General features: G+C 48.3%; 16 protein-coding genes, 1 other RNA gene and 1 pseudogene. 17 read left to right on the top strand and 1 reads right to left on the bottom strand.

The genetic code is table 11. The annotated features are described in order from the left end of the window. Positions 1-4: 4 nt before the first annotated feature. From gap to GVY43_RS06645, 17 genes are all read left to right on the top strand, one after another. A complete protein-coding gene (gap, locus tag GVY43_RS06725) occupies positions 5-1,012 on the top strand; it encodes a type I glyceraldehyde-3-phosphate dehydrogenase (protein WP_012726912.1) in 1,008 nt (335 codons plus the stop codon). Positions 1,013-1,109: 97 nt separating this feature from the next. Beyond that, positions 1,110-2,294, top strand: coding sequence for a phosphoglycerate kinase (gene pgk, locus GVY43_RS06720; RefSeq protein WP_074036297.1), 1,185 nt, complete (start codon positions 1,110-1,112; stop codon positions 2,292-2,294). 18 nt (positions 2,295-2,312) lie between these two features. Next, on the top strand, positions 2,313-3,065 hold the full coding sequence (gene tpiA, locus GVY43_RS06715; RefSeq protein WP_078147302.1) for a triose-phosphate isomerase: 753 nt from the start codon (positions 2,313-2,315) through the stop codon (positions 3,063-3,065). Next, positions 3,066-4,604: a 2,3-bisphosphoglycerate-independent phosphoglycerate mutase gene (gene gpmI / locus GVY43_RS06710; RefSeq protein ID WP_012726909.1), complete on the top strand. Its 1,539-nt coding sequence runs from the start codon at positions 3,066-3,068 to the stop codon at positions 4,602-4,604. 36 nt (positions 4,605-4,640) lie between these two features. Next, positions 4,641-5,933 carry a phosphopyruvate hydratase gene (eno, locus tag GVY43_RS06705; protein WP_012726908.1) on the top strand — a complete coding sequence of 431 codons (1,293 nt, stop codon included), beginning with the start codon at positions 4,641-4,643 and terminating at the stop codon, positions 5,931-5,933. A 239-nt stretch (positions 5,934-6,172) separates the two neighbouring features. After that, positions 6,173-6,970: a phosphotransferase enzyme family protein gene (locus GVY43_RS06700; protein ID WP_012726907.1), complete on the top strand. Its 798-nt coding sequence runs from the start codon at positions 6,173-6,175 to the stop codon at positions 6,968-6,970. A 232-nt stretch (positions 6,971-7,202) separates the two neighbouring features. Continuing rightward, on the top strand, positions 7,203-8,084 hold the full coding sequence (gene galU, locus GVY43_RS06695; protein ID WP_159562631.1) for a UTP--glucose-1-phosphate uridylyltransferase GalU: 882 nt from the start codon (positions 7,203-7,205) through the stop codon (positions 8,082-8,084). Between the two features lie 21 nt (positions 8,085-8,105). Further along, entirely contained in the window at positions 8,106-9,314 is a 1,209-nt protein-coding gene (locus GVY43_RS06690) for a glycosyltransferase family 4 protein (RefSeq protein ID WP_035387888.1), read from the top strand. Further along, the gene (locus tag GVY43_RS06685; RefSeq protein ID WP_159562630.1) at positions 9,311-10,651 is read left to right on the top strand and encodes a glycosyltransferase; all 1,341 of its coding nucleotides are present in this window, start codon (positions 9,311-9,313) and stop codon (positions 10,649-10,651) included. Before GVY43_RS06690 ends, GVY43_RS06685 begins: the two co-directional genes overlap by 4 nt. 47 nt (positions 10,652-10,698) lie before the next feature. After that, entirely contained in the window at positions 10,699-11,586 is an 888-nt protein-coding gene (locus tag GVY43_RS06680) for a YitT family protein (RefSeq protein ID WP_012726903.1), read from the top strand. Between the two features lie 73 nt (positions 11,587-11,659). Beyond that, positions 11,660-11,884 (top strand): preprotein translocase subunit SecG, encoded by a 225-nt coding sequence (gene secG, locus GVY43_RS06675; RefSeq protein WP_012726902.1) that lies wholly within the window; start codon positions 11,660-11,662, stop codon positions 11,882-11,884. Between the two features lie 102 nt (positions 11,885-11,986). Next, positions 11,987-12,727, top strand: coding sequence for a carboxylesterase (locus GVY43_RS06670; RefSeq protein ID WP_031422876.1), 741 nt, complete (start codon positions 11,987-11,989; stop codon positions 12,725-12,727). Between the two features lie 15 nt (positions 12,728-12,742). Beyond that, complete coding sequence (rnr, locus tag GVY43_RS06665; protein ID WP_159562629.1) at positions 12,743-15,148, top strand: ribonuclease R; 2,406 nt, start codon at positions 12,743-12,745, stop codon at positions 15,146-15,148. 54 nt (positions 15,149-15,202) lie between these two features. Next, on the top strand, positions 15,203-15,673 hold the full coding sequence (smpB, locus tag GVY43_RS06660; RefSeq protein ID WP_012726899.1) for an SsrA-binding protein SmpB: 471 nt from the start codon (positions 15,203-15,205) through the stop codon (positions 15,671-15,673). A 49-nt stretch (positions 15,674-15,722) separates the two neighbouring features. Then, positions 15,723-16,078: a transfer-messenger RNA gene (gene ssrA / locus GVY43_RS06655) on the top strand. Between the two features lie 128 nt (positions 16,079-16,206). Next, positions 16,207-17,532: a hypothetical protein gene (locus GVY43_RS06650; protein WP_159562628.1), complete on the top strand. Its 1,326-nt coding sequence runs from the start codon at positions 16,207-16,209 to the stop codon at positions 17,530-17,532. A gap of 239 nt (positions 17,533-17,771) precedes the next feature. Next, positions 17,772-18,785 carry a retron St85 family RNA-directed DNA polymerase gene (locus tag GVY43_RS06645; protein ID WP_159562627.1) on the top strand — a complete coding sequence of 338 codons (1,014 nt, stop codon included), beginning with the start codon at positions 17,772-17,774 and terminating at the stop codon, positions 18,783-18,785. Between the two features lie 48 nt (positions 18,786-18,833). Here the strand turns inward: GVY43_RS06645 and GVY43_RS06640 are convergent. Further along, positions 18,834-19,967, bottom strand: a pseudogene (locus GVY43_RS06640) (IS3 family transposase); the annotation flags it as partial.

Raw genomic sequence — 19,967 nt, 5'->3', positions numbered from 1 at the left:
TAACATGGCAGTAAAAGTTGGTATTAACGGATTTGGACGTATCGGTCGTTTGGCATTCCGCGAGATCATCAAAAACGAAGGAATCGAAGTTGTTGCAATCAACGACTTGACAGACACGAAGATGCTTGCGCACCTTCTCAAGTATGACACGACTCAAGGTCGTTTCGACGGAGAAGTTGAAGTACACGACGATCACTTCCTCGTAAACGGAGAGAAAGTTATCACGCTTGCTAACCGTAACCCTGAAGAACTTCCATGGGGAGACCTCGGTGTAGACATCGTTCTCGAATGTACTGGATTCTTCACTTCAAAAGAAAAAGCTGAGCTTCACTTGAAAGCTGGCGCGAAGAAAGTTGTTATCTCGGCTCCTGCTACAGGTGACATGAAGACTGTTGTTTACAACACAAACCACGACATCCTCGATGGTACTGAAACAGTTATCTCAGGTGCTTCTTGTACAACAAACTGCTTGGCGCCAATGGCTAAAGTACTTCAAGACCAGTTCGGAATCGTTGAAGGTCTCATGACGACAATCCACGCTTACACTGGCGACCAAAACACGCTTGACGCTCCACACCCGAAAGGTGACTTCCGTCGTGCGCGTGCAGCTGCAGCGAACATCGTTCCTAACACAACAGGTGCTGCGAAAGCAATCGGTCTCGTAATCCCTGAACTTCAAGGAAAACTTGACGGTGCTGCACAACGTGTACCAGTTGCTACAGGTTCACTCACTGAGCTCGTAACTGTACTCGACAAGCAAGTATCTGTTGACGAAGTAAACGCAGCAATGAAAGCAGCAGCGAACGAGTCGTTCGGTTACACAGAAGACGAAATCGTTTCTTCTGACATCGTTGGAATCACATACGGTTCACTCTTCGACGCGACTCAAACGAAAGTAATGACAGTTGGCGACAAGCAACTCGTTAAAACAGTTTCTTGGTACGACAACGAAATGTCTTACACTGCACAATTGGTTCGCACAGTTAAGCACTTCGCTAACATCGCGAAGTAATTTCGTGAACTAAATAGAATCAAATAGGAGCGGAAACAAGAGATTGTTCTCCGCTCTATTTATGAAATGACACGCACGACATATGGAGGCGAAAGTTATGAACAAACAGTCTATTCGTGACATCGATGTAAAAGGGAAACGCGTCTTTTGCCGCGTTGACTTCAACGTTCCACTCAAAGATGGCGTCATCCAAGACGAAACTCGGATCCAAGCCGCACTTCCAACGATCAAGCACTTGCTTGACGGTGGTGCGAAACTCGTCCTTGCGAGCCACCTCGGCCGTCCAAAAGGCGAGAAGAACCCTGAGTTCTCACTTGCTCCAGTAGCGAAGCGTCTCGCTGAGCTCCTCGGAAAAGATGTACCGCTCGTCGAAGAAGCATACGGTCCGGTCGCAGAAGAAGCGGTCGCTAACCTCTCTGAAGGCGATGTCGTCGTTTTAGAGAACGTTCGTTTCTACCCAGGTGAAACGAAAAACGACCCTGAACTTGCAAAAGGATTCGCAGCACTTGCTGACGTATACGTCAACGACGCGTTCGGCGCGGCTCACCGTGCACACGCTTCAACTGAAGGGATTGCGCACCACGTGGACACAGCCGTTGCTGGTCTCTTGATGGAAAAAGAACTTGAAGTTCTCGGTAAAGCTCTTTCAAACCCAGACCGTCCGTTCACGGCGATTATCGGCGGGTCGAAAGTAGCGGATAAGATTGGGGTCATCGACCACCTTCTTGACATCGTTGACACACTCATCATCGGTGGCGGACTCTCGTACACGTTCTCGAAAGCACTCGGGCACGAAGTCGGAACGTCACTCCTTGAAGAGGATAAGCTTGACCTCGCTCGTCAATTCATGAAGAAAGCAGAAGACAAAGGCGTGAAATTCTTGATGCCTGTCGACTGCGTCATCACAAAAGAATTCGGCGAAGAAACGTATGTCGGCCCAGTCGATATCGACTCGATCCCAGCGGATCACATGGGTCTCGATATCGGACCGAAGACAGTCGAACTTTACGCGGACGCGATTCGCGAATCGAAACTTGTCGTATGGAACGGACCGATGGGCGTATTCGAACTCGATAAATACGCAAACGGAACGAAAGGTGTCGCTCAAGCGCTTGCGGACAGCGATGCATACTCAATCATCGGTGGTGGCGACTCAGCAGCTGCGGCAGCCAAGTTTGGTCTTGCTGACAAGATGAGTCACATCTCAACTGGTGGCGGCGCGTCACTCGAATTCATGGAAGGCAAAAAACTTCCAGGTGTCGAGGCGTTGAACGACAAGTAATTTAGAGGAGGGTTATCGATGCGTAAACCGATTATTGCAGGTAACTGGAAAATGAACAAAACACTCTCGGAAGCTGTTGCTTTCGTTGAGGAAGTGAAAAACAACATCCCATCTACTGACAAAGTAGATGCAGCGATTGGTGCTCCAGCACTTTTCCTCGCACCGATGGTAGAAGCAGCTAAAGGGTCAAACTTGAAGCTCGGTGCACAAAACATGTACGACAAAGATAGCGGTGCTTACACTGGCGAAATCAGCCCAGTGATGGTCGCTGACCTCGGTGTGACTTACGTCATCCTCGGTCACTCAGAACGTCGCGAGTACTTCGGTGAGTCGGATGCGTTCATCAACAGCAAAACGAAAAAAGCGTTCGAACACGGTCTTACGCCAATCGTTTGTGTCGGTGAAACACTCGAGGAGCGCGAAGGCGACAAGTTCGAAGAAGTCATCAAAACACAAGTCGAAGGCGGCCTCGCTGACCTTTCTGCTGACCAAGTCAAACAACTCGTCATCGCGTATGAGCCAGTTTGGGCAATCGGTACAGGGAAATCAGCGGACGAAGCAGACGCGCAAAGCTCTTGTAAATATGTTCGCGACGTGGTGAAAGGTCTTTACGGTGAAGACGTAGCGGCTGCAGTACGCATCCAATACGGTGGATCTGTAAAACCAGAGAACATCAAAGAGTATATGGCACAGGAAGATATCGACGGCGCACTCGTCGGCGGTGCTTCACTTGAAGCCGCTTCGTTCCTCAAATTGTTGGAGGCGATTTAAATGGCTAGACCAGTCGCACTCATCATTTTAGATGGTTTCGGGATGCGTGACGAATCGTTCGGAAACGCAGTCATGGCTGCGAACAAACCGAACTTCGATCGCTACTGGGAGCAGTATCCACATACGCTCTTAAACGCAAAAGGCGAGTACGTCGGTCTTCCGGAAGGACAGATGGGGAACTCAGAAGTCGGTCACTTGAACATCGGTGCCGGCCGAGTCGTCTATCAGTCACTCTCACGCGTGAACAACGCAATCAAAGACCGTTCGTTATTCGACCGTCAGGCGATGAACCATTTGGCAGGTCATGTGAAGAAACATGATTCGAGCCTCCATATCATGGGTCTCGTATCAGATGGCGGGATTCACTCGCACATCAATCACATGTTTGCCATCGTTGAGTTCGCAAAACTCCACGGCATCGAAAAAGTGTACATTCACGCGTTCACGGACGGCCGTGACTGTGATCCGAAATCAGGAGCTGGTTTCCTCAAAGAAACAGAAGAAAAGCTTGCTGAACTCGGTGTCGGTCAAGTCGCTAGCGTGTCTGGTCGCTACTATGCCATGGACCGCGACAACCGTTGGGAGCGCGTCGAGAAAGTATACGACGTCCTCGTAAACGGTAAAGGCGAAGTTGGCACGGACCCAGTCGAAGTTCTCAAGAAGTCTTACGAGAACGATTTGACGGATGAGTTTGTGTTACCAACTGTCATCGAAAAAGATGGCAAGCCGGTCGCGACAATCCAGGACAACGATGCCATCATGTTCTTCAACTTCCGTCCGGACCGGGCGATCCAACTCGCAAAAGTGTTCAAAGAGAAAGTCGGCTTCAAAGGCTTCGAACTCTCAAGCAAACATCCAGAGAACATCTTGCTCGTCTCGATGACGAAGTTCTCGGATGAGGTCGACACGGATATCGTCTTCCCACCGGAAGATTTGAAAAACACACTCGGGGAAACGCTCTCTGCACAAGGGTACAAACAACTCCGTGCTGCAGAAACAGAGAAATACCCACACGTCACGTTCTTCTTGAACGGACAAAAAGAACAACCATTCGAAGGTGAGGATCGTCTCCTTGTCCCTTCACCGAAAGTCGCGACGTACGACTTGCAACCAGAAATGAGCGCATATGAGCTCACAGACGGTTTGCTCGAGCGTATCGAGTCAGATGAGTATGATGCATACATCATCAACTTCGCAAACCCGGATATGGTTGGTCACTCAGGGAAGCTTGAGCCGACGAAGAAAGCGATCGAAGCGGTCGACGAATGCCTCGGTAAAGTAGTGGACGCATTACTTGCTAAAGGTGGCGCGGCCATCATCACAGCGGACCACGGGAACGCGGACATCGTCACGAACCCGGATGGCTCACCGATGACGGCGCACACGACGGAACCTGTTCCATGTATCGTCACAAAAGAGGGAGTCGAACTGAAACCAGTTCTCGACGGCGCACTTTGCGACCTCGCCCCAACGCTTCTTCACCTTCTCGGTGGAGAGCAACCAGCTGAAATGACTGGTTCGTCAATCGTTACAAAATAATACAACTATTTTTCAAACGAAAAGGAGCGATTTTTCATGTCAATGATTACAGAAATTTACGCACGCGAGATTTTAGATTCACGCGGTAACCCATCAGTAGAAGTAGAAGTCTTCACAGAAGACGGCGGTTTCGGCCGTGCCCTCGTCCCATCAGGCGCATCAACAGGTGAGCACGAAGCAGTTGAGCTTCGCGATGGCGACAAGTCACGTTACCTCGGTAAAGGTGTCTTGAAAGCAGTTGCGAACGTGAACGACACGATTGCACCAGAACTCATCGGCTACGATGTATTCGACCAAAACGCAATCGATGCGAAAATGATCGAACTCGACGGTACGCCAAACAAAGCAAAACTTGGTGCAAACGCAATCCTCGGTGTATCGATGGCAGCAGCTCACGCAGCAGCAGATGAGCTTGGTCTTCCACTTTACACTTACCTCGGTGGATTCAACGCGAAGACACTTCCAACACCAATGATGAACATCATCAACGGTGGTTCGCACGCGGACAACAACGTGGACTTCCAAGAGTTCATGATCATGCCTGTTGGCGCGCCTACATTCCGTGAAGCGCTCCGTATGGGTGCTGAAGTATTCCACGCCCTCAAATCAGTTCTTTCTGGTATGGGTCTTAACACAGCTGTCGGTGACGAAGGTGGTTTCGCACCAAACTTGAAGTCTAACGAAGAAGCGATCACAGTTATCCTTGAAGCGATCGAAAAAGCTGGTTACAAACCAGGTGAAGACGTCTACCTCGCAATGGACGTTGCATCTTCTGAGTTCTACGACAAATCAACTGGTAAATACGAACTCGCTGGCGAAGGCAAGTCACTCACAACTGCTGAGCTTGTAGACTTCTACGCTGAGCTCGTTGACAAGTACCCAATCCTCTCAATCGAAGATGGTTGTGACGAAAACGACTGGGATGGCCACAAGCTTCTCACAGACAAAATCGGACACAAAGTTCAACTCGTTGGGGATGACCTCTTCGTAACGAACACATCTAAACTTGCTGAAGGTATCGAAAAAGGAATCGCAAACTCGATCCTCATCAAAGTTAACCAAATCGGTACGCTCACAGAAACATTCGACGCGATCGAAATGGCTAAAAAAGCTGGTTACACAGCAGTCGTCTCACACCGTTCTGGTGAAACAGAAGACGCGACAATCGCAGACATCGCTGTTGCGACAAACGCTGGACAAATCAAAACTGGTTCACTTTCACGTACAGACCGTATCGCGAAATACAACCAACTTCTCCGCATCGAAGACATGCTCGGCGATGTAGCGAAATACGACGGCATCAAGTCGTTCTACAACCTCAAAAAATAATTGATTGTTTCAGGCTCGCCAATCGGCGGGCCTGTTTTTTTTGATTTGTGATTTGAATGACCTTCAATTGAGGGTGGGATGACTGGATCGATCGTCTATCCGTCATGCGGCACCGAGGCTTTCCTGCAAGAGTCACGGTACCGCTTCGACGGACGCTAACGCTCTGTGTCGAACTTCTTAGTCATTGAGACCTCGTGTTGTATACTGAACGTGACTGATAAAAAGTAGGGGGAGATTGGATGGACCAATCGAATGAACAAGAAAAAAGGTTGAGTGGCGGGAACGTATCCATCGTTCATCGAAAAGGGAACTACGTCTATCGTTCGCAAAAAGTGGGGAGTGAACGCATCCATTGCTATTTAAAGCATTTGGAGGCGAAGCAACTGTCTGGCGTGCCACGCTTTGTCGGGATCGATGAAACAAGAAGAGAGGTGCTCACTTATATCGAGGGGGAGACGGCAGACTATCCTCTTAAATCTTATATGTGGGCTGATGAGGCGATTCAAGACGTCGCGCGCTTGATGAGACGACTGCATGATGCGTCAATCGATTTTGAATGGACATCCGAATGGGAGCCAATCGATCACACACCACAACCGTTAGAGGTCATCTGTCATAACGACTTCGCTGTCTACAATACAATTTTCCATGAAGGAAAAGTGGCAGGAATCATCGACTTTGATTTGGCTGCGCCAGGTCCGAGAGCTTGGGATATCGTCTATGCCCTTTATACGTTCGTTCCGCTCAGTCGTCGCCATCAAGCTGAAACAGGGGAAGTCATCTATTATGATGCCGATCGAGACGATGCGATCTATAAAGAGCGTGTATCGTTGTTTCTCGAAGCCTATGGTTGGGAGCAAGCGGAGGTCGACTTGTTCGATATGTTACAACGACGGATTGAAGCGCTCTGTCTCTTGATGAAACGAAAAGCTGCGGAAGGAGACGTCGCCTTCCAAAAGATGATTGACGAAGGACATTACGATCATTACCAAGAGGAACTTCGATTTATTCGAACGCATGGACAGAAGTGGTTCTGAAACAATCTGAAGCGGGAATATAGAAAATGAAGCATGAATGGGGAGGCGATTTTCGTGATGATGCTCGGATTTCTTTTCTTGGTATTGCTCATTGGATTCGGCATTTGGTACTATCTCAAATCGCACCGGAATGACGATTGGTCATGACAACATTGTCATGACCTCTCTTTTGTGTCAGTTTGCACAAAATTTGGGTATACTCTCTACATAACGAGTAAAGGAGCCCATGCTTATGACACGAGTACGTAAAGCCATCATCCCAGCCGCCGGTCTCGGCACCCGCTTCCTTCCTGCCACGAAAGCCATGCCAAAAGAAATGTTGCCGATTGTCAACAAGCCGACGATCCAGTTCATCGTCGAGGAAGCCGTCGCTTCAGGCATCGAGGACATCATCATCGTCACGGGGAAGAACAAACGGGCGATTGAAGACCATTTCGACCGTGCGCTCGAACTGGAACAGAACCTCGAATCGAAAGGGAAGACGCGCTTGCTCGAATCGGTCCGACATTCCTCGAATTTGGCGAACATTCACTACATACGCCAACAGGAGCCAAAAGGTCTCGGTCATGCGATTTGGTGCGCCCGGAAGTTTATCGGAGACGAGCCATTCGCCGTCTTGCTCGGGGACGATATTATCGAATCCGATGTGCCGGCAACGAAGCAGTTGATCGACCAATATGAGGCCCACGATCGTTCGATCATCGGGGTGCAGCGTGTCCCGTATGAAATGACGAACCGATATGGTATAATTGACCCGCTTGCCGTCGAAGGGAAGCTCATCCCGGTGCGGACGTTCGTGGAGAAACCGCCCATTGATGAGGCCCCGTCGAACTTCGCCATCCTCGGTCGCTACATCTTGAAACCGGACGTCTTTGAGGCGTTGTCGGGACAAGAGGCGGGAGCCGGGGGTGAGATTCAATTGACGGATGCGATCGCACGCTTGAATGAGGCGCAGACGGTCTTCGCCTACGAATTTGACGGTCGACGTTACGACGTCGGAGAGCCGATTGGGTTCGTCGAGACGACGATTTGCCACGCGCTCAGCGATCCTGATTTAAAAGATGACGTCCATGCCCTATTGAAACGGCTTGTGGACGAACTTGATCAACAGTAAGGTGTGTTATTTTTGAAAACAATGCTTATGGTGTGTCAAAACTATTATCCGGAAATCGGCAGTGCCGGCAACCGGATGCAAAACATTACGCATTTGATGAAGCAGCGCGGGTATGAAGTCGAGGTCATCACGGCCGCCCCTTCGTATCCGAGCTTTGATATGTATCAGGACGACCGCTTCTGGAACGACCGGGAGTTAAACGACCAACCTTTCATCAAGCGACTCATCACGAAGAAACGGAAACATACGTCTAACATGGTCAGTCGTCTTTTCCTATTCCTCGAACAGATGGTCAAAGGGATCCGGGAAGTCCGTAAGCTCGAATTGAAGCCAGACGTCGTCTTTGCGACGACCCCTTCTTTTTTTATGGCGTTTGTCGGTGCTTATGCGAAACGAAAGTATCGTGTCCCGTTCATCTTGGACGTCCGTGACCTTTGGCCAGAATCGGTGAAAGGTGTCGGCGTCTTCAAGTACGATTGGGTGCTCACGCCGGCTTTTTGGATGGAGAAACGACTGTATCGTGTCGCCGATGAAGTCATCATCAACTCGGAAGGGTTCCGCAGCTATCTTCGTCAGCGCGGTGTGCCGAACGAGAAGATTCACTACATGCCGAACTCGATCCGGGAAGCGGAGCGAACACTCGAGCGGACGATCCCACCGGACGACCGGATGGAGATCTTATACGCCGGGAACATGGGTCTTGCCCAGGATGTGTCGTTGTTACTCGAACTCGCCGAGCGATTCCGGGATGAGCCACGGATCCACTTCAAATTGATCGGCTACGGCTATCGGAAAGAAGAGTTGAAACAGACGATCAAAGACCGTGGCTTCCAAAACTTCTTGTTCCTCGAGGCGATGCCACGGACAGAGGCGTTTCAGGCGATTAAAAATGCGGACGTCGCATTCGTCAGCCTGATCGAGCAAGAAGTGTTTGATACGGTCATCCCTGGGAAACTCATCGACTATATGGCGGTCGGCAAACCGATTGTCGCAGCAGTGTCAGGCCATGCGGCGAATGTCATTGAAGCGGCGGAAGTCGGCTACGTGTCACGGAAGCGTGACATCGATGAGATCGAGCGAATCCTGCGGAAGCTCCTCGACCGACCGGATTTACGGGAGGCACTCGGGGCGAACGGGATTCGTTACGTCAAAGAGAATTTATGTTGGGAAGAGAATATCGACGTGTTAGATCAAGTCGTACAACAGTTAGTGATGGAGGAAACACGATGAAGTCAGTATGTATGTTTGTATGGAACCATTTTACGAATGATGCGCGCGTCCTTCGTGAGTGCTCGGCACTCGCCGAGGCAGGCTATGAAGTCGATTTGATCGCGCTTCAAGATCCGAAAAATAAAGAGCTTCCAAAAGAAGAGATGCGTCCGGAAGGCTTCCGCGTCATCCGCGTGAAGCGTCAACCTTCGATTCTCGTCAACGCGCTCAAGTTAGCGAAGAAGACGTATCAATGGGTGAGCGAGAAACGGACCCGCCAAATCGGTGCCGGACTCGTCGGTGCCGGGTTGTTCTTACTCGCGCCGTTCACGATGCTCGCGCTCGGGGCGGCCGTCGGGACGGTCTTGTTGCCGCAAGTACGTAAGCAAATCGTCAACGCGAGTGCGATGCTCGAGATGGTGTTCGCTTCGACGAAAAAATCGTATGACTTTTACCATGCGAACGATTTGAACACGCTCCCGCAGGCACTCCTCGCTGGAAAAGTGTTCAACAAAGGTCGGATCGTCTACGACTCGCACGAGGTACAGACGGACCGTACGGGTTACGGCTATATTCAAAGTAACCTCGAGGGCTGGCTCTTGCCGTTCGTCGATACGATGATGGTCGAGAACCATACGCGTGCGGCACACAACGAAGAGTTGTACGGATTCTATCCGTACGTGCTCCACAACTATCCGTTCTACCGTCCGCTCGACTTCTCGCTCCGTAAGGACTTGCATGCACTCCTCGATTTGCCGAAAGACGAGAAGATCCTCTTGTATCAAGGGGGCATTCAAGCGGGACGGGGTCTCGAACAGCTCGTGCTCGCGGCGAAAGACTTCAAAGAAGGCACGCTCGTCATGATCGGGGACGGGAAACTCAAACCGACGATCCAACAGTTGATCGAGACGGAAGGGGTCGGCAATCGCGTCAAGATGATTGACAAAGTACCGGTCGAAGCGTTACCTTACTATACGATGAATGCCTATTTAGGCTTCCAAGTATTGAACAACGTCTGCTTCAACCACTACTCGGCCTCGTCGAATAAATTGTTTGAGTATTTGATGGCCGAAGTACCGGTCGTCTCATGTGACTTCCCTGAAATCGAACGGGTCGTTGCGGGGAACGATGTCGGGGTGCTCGTCGATTCGCACGATCCACAATCGATCGCGGACGGCGTCAACCGGATGATTGAAGACCAAGCACTCTATGCGCGTGTCAAAGAGAACACGAAGACCGCGCGTGAGAAATATAACTGGAATTTGGAAAAAGAGGCACTCTTGAACGTCTACGCGAACGCCGCGGAGCGCAAGTTGCCGATTATGAAAGACGGTGCGCCAAAGCCAGTACAATCTTAAGACTGCGGCTTTTGCCGCGGTCTTTTTTCTATGGAGGGAGGACATTTATGAAACGTCAACAACAACATCTATTGCGCCAACAAGTATGGCGCAAGCTACAAACCATCTCGGTGAAGGACATCGCCTGGATCATCGCGGGTTCCTTCATTCTCTCGTTCGGGGTCAACTACTTTACCGTACCGAACGACTTCTCGGAAGGTGGCCTGCTCGGGGTCACGATCATCCTGTACTACGTCTTCGGCTGGGACCTCGGGCTCACGTCGATCATCGGGAACGGGATTCTCTTTATCGTCGGCTATAAGCTGCTCGACCGTCGGACAATGGTCTATTCGGTCATCGCCGTCATCGCGACGTCATTCTTCCTCAGTCTGACACATGACTGGGGCAGCCCTGCCGAGGACAAACTGCTTGCGGCCGTCTATGCCGGAATCATGATCGGGGTCGGAATCGGCATGGTGCTCCGTGTCGGTGGGACGACCGGCGGGGGCGTCATCATCGCCCGTCTCATGGAACGCTATCTCCACTTGAGTGTCGCCGTCTCGATGTTCATCATCGATGCGATCGTCGTCGCGACATCTGGCTTCTTCTTAGGGGAACAAGTCGTTCTCTATACGCTCATCGCGATCATCATCGGTTCATGGGTCATCGACCTCGTCGCGGAAGGTCTCAACATCCGCAAGGCCGTCACGATCATCAGCGATAAGCAAGAAGAGCTTGCTGTCGTCTTGACGGAGACGCTCGGACGCTCGGCGACGATCATCCATGGACATGGCTACTACACGAAGCAGGATAAGAACATGTTGTATATGATCGTCGACAAACGTCAGATCGCACCACTCAAAAAAATCGTCCAAGTGACGGACGACCGTGCCTTCGTCGTCATCCACCAGGTGAAGGAAGTCATCGGCGAAGGGTTCAGCTACCCGTCCCGATAATTTGAATGCTGGTGTTTTATTGATAACTTCTATATAATAAAAGGCGTGTAAATAGAAGGAGGAACTGACTACTATGCAAACGATCGCTACAATCAGCCTACTTGTCGTGGCTGTCTTATTGATTGTCGTCGTACTGCTCATGTCAGGTCGGTCGCAAGGTCTTGGAGCGATTGCAGGTGGCGCGGAGCAGTTGTTCGGACGCCAGAAAGCACGCGGCTTCGATGCTGTTTTGAACCGAACTGCAGCTGTACTAGGCACTTTGTTTTTCATTTTAGGATTACTAGTCGCATCATTATGATGATAAGGCTGATCGTTCTCGATTTTCACGTGAGGCGGTCAGCTTTTGTTTTTTCGATTTATTTTTTGGGAATAATGTAGATACGAGGAGATGACAGATCAAATGAAAGTGACAGCACCAAAACCGTTCTTCTTCGAGGGCGGAAAACGTGCCGTGTTGATGTTACATGGCTTCACTGGATCGAGCGCGGATGTCCGCATGCTCGGTCGCTTCCTTCAAAAAGAAGGATACACATGTATGGGACCGATCTATCGTGGTCATGCCGTCCCACCGGAAGAATTACTCCAATATGGACCGAAAGACTGGTGGGAAGACGTCTTGGACGCTTACCAGACGCTCGTCGACAAAGGTCATGAGGAGATCGTCGTCTGCGGACTCTCGCTAGGCGGCGTGATGTCGCTCCGTCTCGCCGAGGAGAAAGACGTCAAGGCGGTCATCCCGATGTGCGCACCGACGGGAATCGATGCCGAGGACCGCTTGTATAAAGGAGTCCAGGCATATGCCCGAGAATATAAGGGTAGAGAAGAAAAGTCGCCGGAACAGATCGAGCAGGAGATGGCAGAGTTCAAACCGATGCCAACATTGAAAGACCTCCGTGCCTTCGTCCGCGACACGGCGTCGAAGCTCGAGGACATCTTCGTCCCGACACTCGTCGTCCAAGGCGCCAAAGACAACATGATTGACCCGGAATCGGCGAATCAAATTTACGAGGCGGTCAACACGTTCCAAAAAGAGTTGCTCATCTATGAGAACTCGGGACACGTGATCACACTCGACAAAGAAAAAGAGAAACTGCACCAGGACGTGCTCGATTTTCTCGAAACGTTAGACTGGTCAGTCTAAGAAGGAGGTGTCACGTTGAATTTACGTGACCAATTATTAGAGATTCTACAGGCGAGCGAGAAACCGCTCTCTGTCGATCAACTGACCGAGCGATTACAGCTCGCGTCGACGGATGACTTTAAAGAGCTCATTCGCACATTGAATGCCCTCGAGGAAGAGGGCGCCATCGGCCGGACGCGGACGAACCGTTACGGGACGCTCGCCACGCTCGGACAAGTCGCGGGGATCATCTCGATTCATCAGCGCGGCTTCGGCTTCTTGTCGGTCGAAGGGGAAGCGGAAGATGTGTTCTTGCCGCCCGACCAACTGAAGGACGTCTACCATGGCGATACGATCCTCGTCAAAAAACGCGAGGACAACCGTGGCAAGACGGAAGGGATTTTATTGAAAGTACTGAAGCGCGGACTCTCCGAGTTCGTCGGGACGTATACGCTCCCGAGCGGTCGACTCGACCAGTTCGCCTTCATCGAACCGGATGACAAACGCATCAATTTCTGGCCGGTCGTCAACCCGGACAAGTCACTCGGTGCCGTCGACGGACATAAAGTCGTCGTGCGCATCACGAAGTATCCGGACGGACGCTTCGCCGGTGCCTGTGACGTCGTCCGCATCATCGGGCATAAGAACGACCCTGGCGTCGACATCTTGTCGATCGTCTATAAGCACGGCATCCCGACGGAGTTCCCGGAGGACGTGATCGCTCAGGCGAACGCGGTACCGGACGAAGCGGACGAGAAAGATTTCATCGGACGCGTCGACCTTCGTGACGAGACGATCTTCACGATTGACGGCGAAGATGCGAAAGACTTGGACGATGCCGTCCACGTCAAAAAACTCGATAACGGCAACTATGAGCTCGGTGTCCATATCGCCGACGTCTCGCATTACGTGAAAGAGGGCTCACCGCTCGACGTCGAGGCGCTCGAGCGCGGGACGAGTGTGTATCTCGTCGACCGCGTCATTCCGATGTTGCCGCACCGACTCTCGAACGGGATCTGTTCCCTCAACCCGCACGTCAACCGCTTGACGCTCAGCTGCGTCATGGAGATCTCCCCGCAAAACGGGAAGGTCGTTCGCCATGACCTGTTCCCGAGCGTCATCAAGACGACGGAGCGGATGACGTATACGAACGTCCGTGAAATCATCGAACGTGATGACGAAGAGACGTTGAAAAAGTACGAACCGTTCATCGGTGAGTTCGACCTCATGGCCGAGCTTGCGGAAGTCCTTCGGAAACGCCGGAATTCGCGCGGTGCCATCAACTTCGATTTCGCCGAGGCGAAGGTTGTCGTCAACGAGGAAGGGAAGCCGGCAGATATCGTGCTTCGTCCACGTTCGGTCGCCGAGAAGTTGATTGAAGAGTTCATGCTCGCGGCCAACGAGACGGTTGCGGAACACTTCCACAAGATGGACGTGCCGTTCATCTATCGTGTCCACGACAATCCGAAACCGGACAAGCTCGACTTCTTCTTCGACTTTGTCGCAAACTTTGGCGTGCATATTGAACGCATCAAAGGGCAGACGGTCGAACCGAAGACGCTTCAAAAGATTTTGAAGGCGATTGACGGGGAACCGGAAGAGCCGGTCATCAGCACGATCATGCTTCGTTCGATGCAACAGGCGAAATATGACGACGTCTCGCTCGGTCACTTCGGACTCGCGACGGACTTCTATACGCACTTCACGTCACCGATTCGTCGTTATCCGGACTTGATCGTCCACCGTCTCATGCGCACGTACGTCTTCAACAACGATTTGTCGGAGAAGACGATCGCGAAGTACGAGGACCGTCTCGGGGCGATCGCCGAACAGGCATCGAAACGGGAACGTCGCTCGGTCGACGCAGAGCGCGAGACACAGGCGCTCAAGAAAGCCGAATACATGGAAGCCCATCTTGGTGAAGAGTTCGATGGTGTCGTCGCCGGCGTCACGAACTTCGGGATGTTTATCGAACTTCCGAATACAATCGAAGGGCTTGTCCGTCTCCAGTCGATGGATGACTACTACCACTTCGACGAATCACAGCTCATGTTGCTCGGCGAGCGGACGAAACGTCAATTCCGCATCGGGGACGCCGTCCGTGTCAAAGTCGATGCCGTCAACTTAGACGAGCGGACGATCGACTTCACGGTCGTCGGCATGCCGAAACGAGAACAGTCAAGCCGTCGCCAACCGACGACGATCAAAGCGAAAGGCGGCCGTCCGAAGAAGGACGAGAAAGACCGTCGTGGCGGTCGCGGTCGGGACGACAAGAAGAAGCGCGGCAAACCAGGAAGACCTGGCAAGCCGGGCAAACCAGGTGAGAAACCGAAACGAGACGGGGAGAAGTCTTCCCAAGGTCGTTCGGCACTCGACCTGAAGAAGAAAGACAAGCACAAACGAAAAGGCGACGCCAAACGAGGTGCGAAGAAACGTCGCTGACGGGGAAGGGCTTATCCCTTCCTCCGTATCTTGTAGATAAAGGACTGAATGTGTATGGCCAAGAAGAAAGATTCGAACGCACTCGCCCAAAACCGCAAGGCGTCCTTCGATTACGCGATCGAAGATACGATTGAGGCGGGCATGGTGCTCACAGGAACGGAAATCAAATCGGTCCGTCAATCGAAGATCAACATCGCGGATGCGTACGTCCGGTTCGACGGGGGCGAGGCGACGCTTCACAACTGTCATATCAGCCCGTTCGAACAGGGGAACCGCTTCAACCATGACCCACTCCGCGTCCGAAAGCTATTGTTGCATAAGAAGCAGATCAATCAGCTCATCGGGGCGTCAGGGCGTGATGGCTACACGATTATCCCGCTCAAGGTTTATATCAAGAACGGGTTCGCCAAGTGCCTGCTCGGCGTCGGAAAAGGGAAGAAGAAGTACGACAAACGTGAGGACTTGAAGAAGAAAGACGCGAAGCGTGACGTCGACCGTGCGATGCGCGATCGGCAAAAATACTGACAACGGATCCTAATTGTGGTATATTAAATAGAGTACCAATTACCACCTCGGGGACGTTATGGATTCGACGGGGGTAGGTCGGTCGTATGTGGCGTGTCGAGGGGTCGGCCTCGTTAAAACGCAAACGCCTATAACTGGCAAAACTAACACACAACTCGCAGCAGCCTAAGTGCCCTGCGGATCCTGACATCCATCGCTTGTGTGGATGACTTTCAGGGTCTCAAACTAAGCAAGCTACGCTTCAACCTCGCCGTCTGAGGGCGCGAAGAAGAGATGAAACAGACTGGATGCGACAACGCCTGTTTATCGGCAGTGTCACATCGAGATTCAATAGATAAACTACACACGTAGAAGCATACGTTACGATGCCTTCGGACGCGGGTTCGACTCCCGCCGTCTCCATTTTTAAGTAAAAGCTAAATCTATAGGATTTAGCTTTTTTTATAGTCTCTTTATTTTTAATAGTTTTTAATTAAATGGGTTTCATTGTATATTTTAATGGAAAAAATCAAAAAAGGTGCTGAGTTTTATACATGACAAATGAAGAAAAATTTCAAAATATAGTTAACAATTTTTTAGAGAGTAATGAGATATCAAATTCTTCTGAGCGCTATGTTAAAAATTTTCCTCAAAAAATGGGGAAATTTTTAGGGCAAAATAAACTAAAAGAAAATTTGGAGATTTCAAATTTACTACTATATTTAATGCAGTTTTATACATATTATTCAAGAGAAAAAGTTGAGGAGCTTTTGAAGGGCTTTTACGAAGATTTAATTCTTAATATTAACGAAGAGTACACAATATATTCTCCTATTCCTAGTGAAAAAGATGTTTCGAGAGCGAATAGTTCAAATTTTTATTTGAATAAATTTTTTGAAATAAATGATTTATCAAATGATCAACAATTGAGTTTAATAGCGCTATATCTAGATGTCGAAAACAAAGCGATGGCCAAGGAATTAAAAAAACCTAATAGAGATACAAACGCTGAGATAATAAAAGTTTATGGAAAATTATCATACATAGAAACTATTGTATGCATAGATGACTTTTCTGGTACTGGAAAGACCATAAAAAAATTCTTGAAAGTTTGTGCAGACATGATTAGTGAAAAAGAAGTTATCATATATGTTATTCACATTACTAAAAAAGCATACGAAACTATTATTCAGGCTTTTGAAGAATTTGGATACACAAATGCTAAATTGAGATATACAAAAATACAAACAAGTATTTTTTTGAAAGGAGATGATTATCTCAACCATGTCTTAAAATCAAAATTATTAACATTTGAAAAAAACATTATTAATAGCAAAAATCCTTTAGGATATGGTGAAACTGAAGCGCTTTGTACTTTTTATAGGAACTGTCCAAATAATACAATCAGTAGTTATTGGTGGGATGAGGACGAAGCTTGGAACGCTCTTTTTCCACGAACAAACAATCAAACAATTGATTTTCATGGAAATAAAAAGCATTCAGCTATTAGAGAAAATATAAACTATAATTTAAGTTTAATAGTTCCAAAGCATTTATCCGGAACATATGATATAAAAGAATTAATGTATCTAGTATATTTAAATAATCATAATCATCAAGACTCTTTTGAAAAGATTGAAATCAAACAAATTCTAAGGTACAATGATTCTCAGTTACTGGAATTGAGACACTCTTTACTAAAAAAAGATTTTATTAACGAATCAGATTTTTTAACAGACATCGGTTTAGAATTTTTGAAAAAGTTAAATTTAAACAAAACTTTATTTTCAAAATTAACTCAAGAAATTTTTGTTAGAAAAACTGAAGATTCTCTAACTGTCGATAATTTTTATATTCCTAAGATAGTTGAGGGGAAATAATGGACTTAGTTTTTGAAGACCGAGTCGGTCTTCAATAAATAACGGTACTTAATTCAAGCACTGCGCTCCTTTTAAGGAGGAGCGCAGTGTTGAAATAAACTCGCGTTATTTCAATCTAACAAAATTATATTTTGAAGTTCAATACATAATTTTGTTAGTTCTTATCATTGATTTGATAGCGCTTAAAATGCAAGTAACTCCATTATTATTTTTTATTTAAGTAAGGGTGAATAAGGATTATGGATCTTTCGATTTTAAAGCAAGAATTAATGTCTAGAGATTTGAATTCGGTCGATGTTGAATTCATTATTTCCTACGCTCAAAGTCTTTTAGATAAAGACATTCCAGTAATTTTTGATTTAGAACATTTAAGAAGACTTTTAGGACTTAAGCGGTCAGATTTTAAACAAGTTTATTATGCGAATTCCAATCAGTATCATAATATTGAGATTCCTAAAAATAATGGATCAGGCACTAGGAAGCTCTCTTTGCCGTCTGATAAGTTAAAAAAAGTCCAAAGATGGATTTTAGATTACATACTATATAACTTTGAAGTAAATGAAAAAGCAACTGGCTTTACTTTAGACAAATCTATTGTTACTAATGCTAATTTTCATACCAATCAAAAATTTGTTTTAAAAATAGATATTAAAGATTTTTTTCCGACCATTACTTCTAATAGAGTCTATGGCTTATTTAAATCATTTGGTTACAACAATAGTATATCTTTAGCATTAACTAAACTATGTACTCATGAAAACTGTTTACCTCAGGGTGCTCCAACAAGTCCTTATATCTCTAATTTAATTTGTAGGCATCTTGATATAAGATTAAATGGTCTTGCTAAAAAGAATAATCTTAATTTTTCTCGATACGCTGATGATATTACTTTTTCAGGGGAATTCATACCTTCAAATATCGTTGAAATGGTACAATGGATATTAATTGAAGAAGGCTTTTGGATTAATGAACTCAAAACTAAACTATTAAATAAGAGTCAAAGGCAAAAAATAACTGGAATAATAGTAAATCAAAAATTATCAGTTCCTAAAGAGATTACAAAAACACTTAGACAAGAAATTTACTATATGAAAAAATTTGGGGTACAAAGCCATCTAGAAAGAAAAAATCTTCAAACAAAAACAAATGTTAAAGAGCATTACTTTGGATTAGTTAGGTTCATTTTAATGGTTGATAATGAAATGGGTAAAAAATTGAGCTATGAGTTAAAAAAAATTAATTGGGATAGCTAATTTGAACTGCTCCCCGTCAAGTAGACAGGGAAAATAATAAAAACCAGCTTAGGCGGCTTGAGACTTGTATTCGACAGGGCTCAAGCCGTTTAGTCGTTTCTGGAGACGATCGTGGTTGTAAAACGATATGTAGGCCTCGATGACCGTTGTGAGTTCGCTGTAGGCCTGGAACTCGCGCAAGTAGTACATCTCCACTTTCAAGGTACCCCAAAAACCCTCGATCGGGGCGTTATCGAGACAACGTCCGACCCGGGACATGCTGTGGGTCATTCTCGCATCTTCTACCATGCGTTTGAACCCTCTCGAGGTATTATTGGAACCCTCTGTCGCTATGGATCATCGAACTCGCTCCTGTACGGAGCTCTGCGATGGCTGACGTCATCGTATGGAGGACGAGCCCGTCCCGATACGATAGGCGATGATCGATCCGTCATACAGATCGATCATCGCGCTCAGATACGCCTTCTTCCCGGCACCATATTTGAACTCGGTGACGTCGGTACACCATTTCTCGTCCGGTCGGGACGCACTGAACTCCCGATTCATAAGGTTCTCGGCCACATGTTGTGGTGACGATTTTTTGTACCGCTTTCGCTTCTGGCGGATGACCGAACGGATCTCATGGATGCGCATGAGACGGTAGATACGCTTCTCATTGTATGCCGGCAGGCCATGCTGGCGTCGTCTGCGGTTGACCGTCATGGTGATCCGTCGATAACCGTAGGTCCCGTTTACCTGGTCGTAGAGGAGGCGGATGTCCTTCAATAGGCTCAGGTTCTCTTCTTCGCGTACCGAGACGGTACGCTTCAACCATTTATAGTAGGCGGCCCGTGAGACCTGCGCGATTTCGCACAGGAGCACGACCGGGAACGTGTCGGTCGTCGACATTTCCTTGATGGCCGTATAACGCAATTGTAGCCGGATCTGGCTGATCAACCTTTCCTCTCGATTTCCTCTAACTTTTTTAGGGATAGGTTCTCGGCCCGCAGGCGCTCGTTCTCACGCTCGATCTGTTGGATGCGACGTTCGAGCTTCTCCTCGTTGATAGTTCCGTCCGTTGTCCAGGCAATACCTGACGATTTTCATGCGTTCCTCGAATGTGGTTGTTCTCCCTTTTGCCATAGCTCGATCCATCCCTTTTCTCGAATCTGTTAACTCGCTATGTCTAGTATACTTCTTGAT

Source organism: Exiguobacterium sp. 8H, assembly GCF_902506255.1.
Classification (GTDB): domain Bacteria; phylum Bacillota; class Bacilli; order Exiguobacteriales; family Exiguobacteriaceae; genus Exiguobacterium; species Exiguobacterium profundum.
The sequence above is the reverse complement of the archived record's forward strand: the minus strand, read 5'-3'. Positions and strand labels throughout refer to the sequence as shown.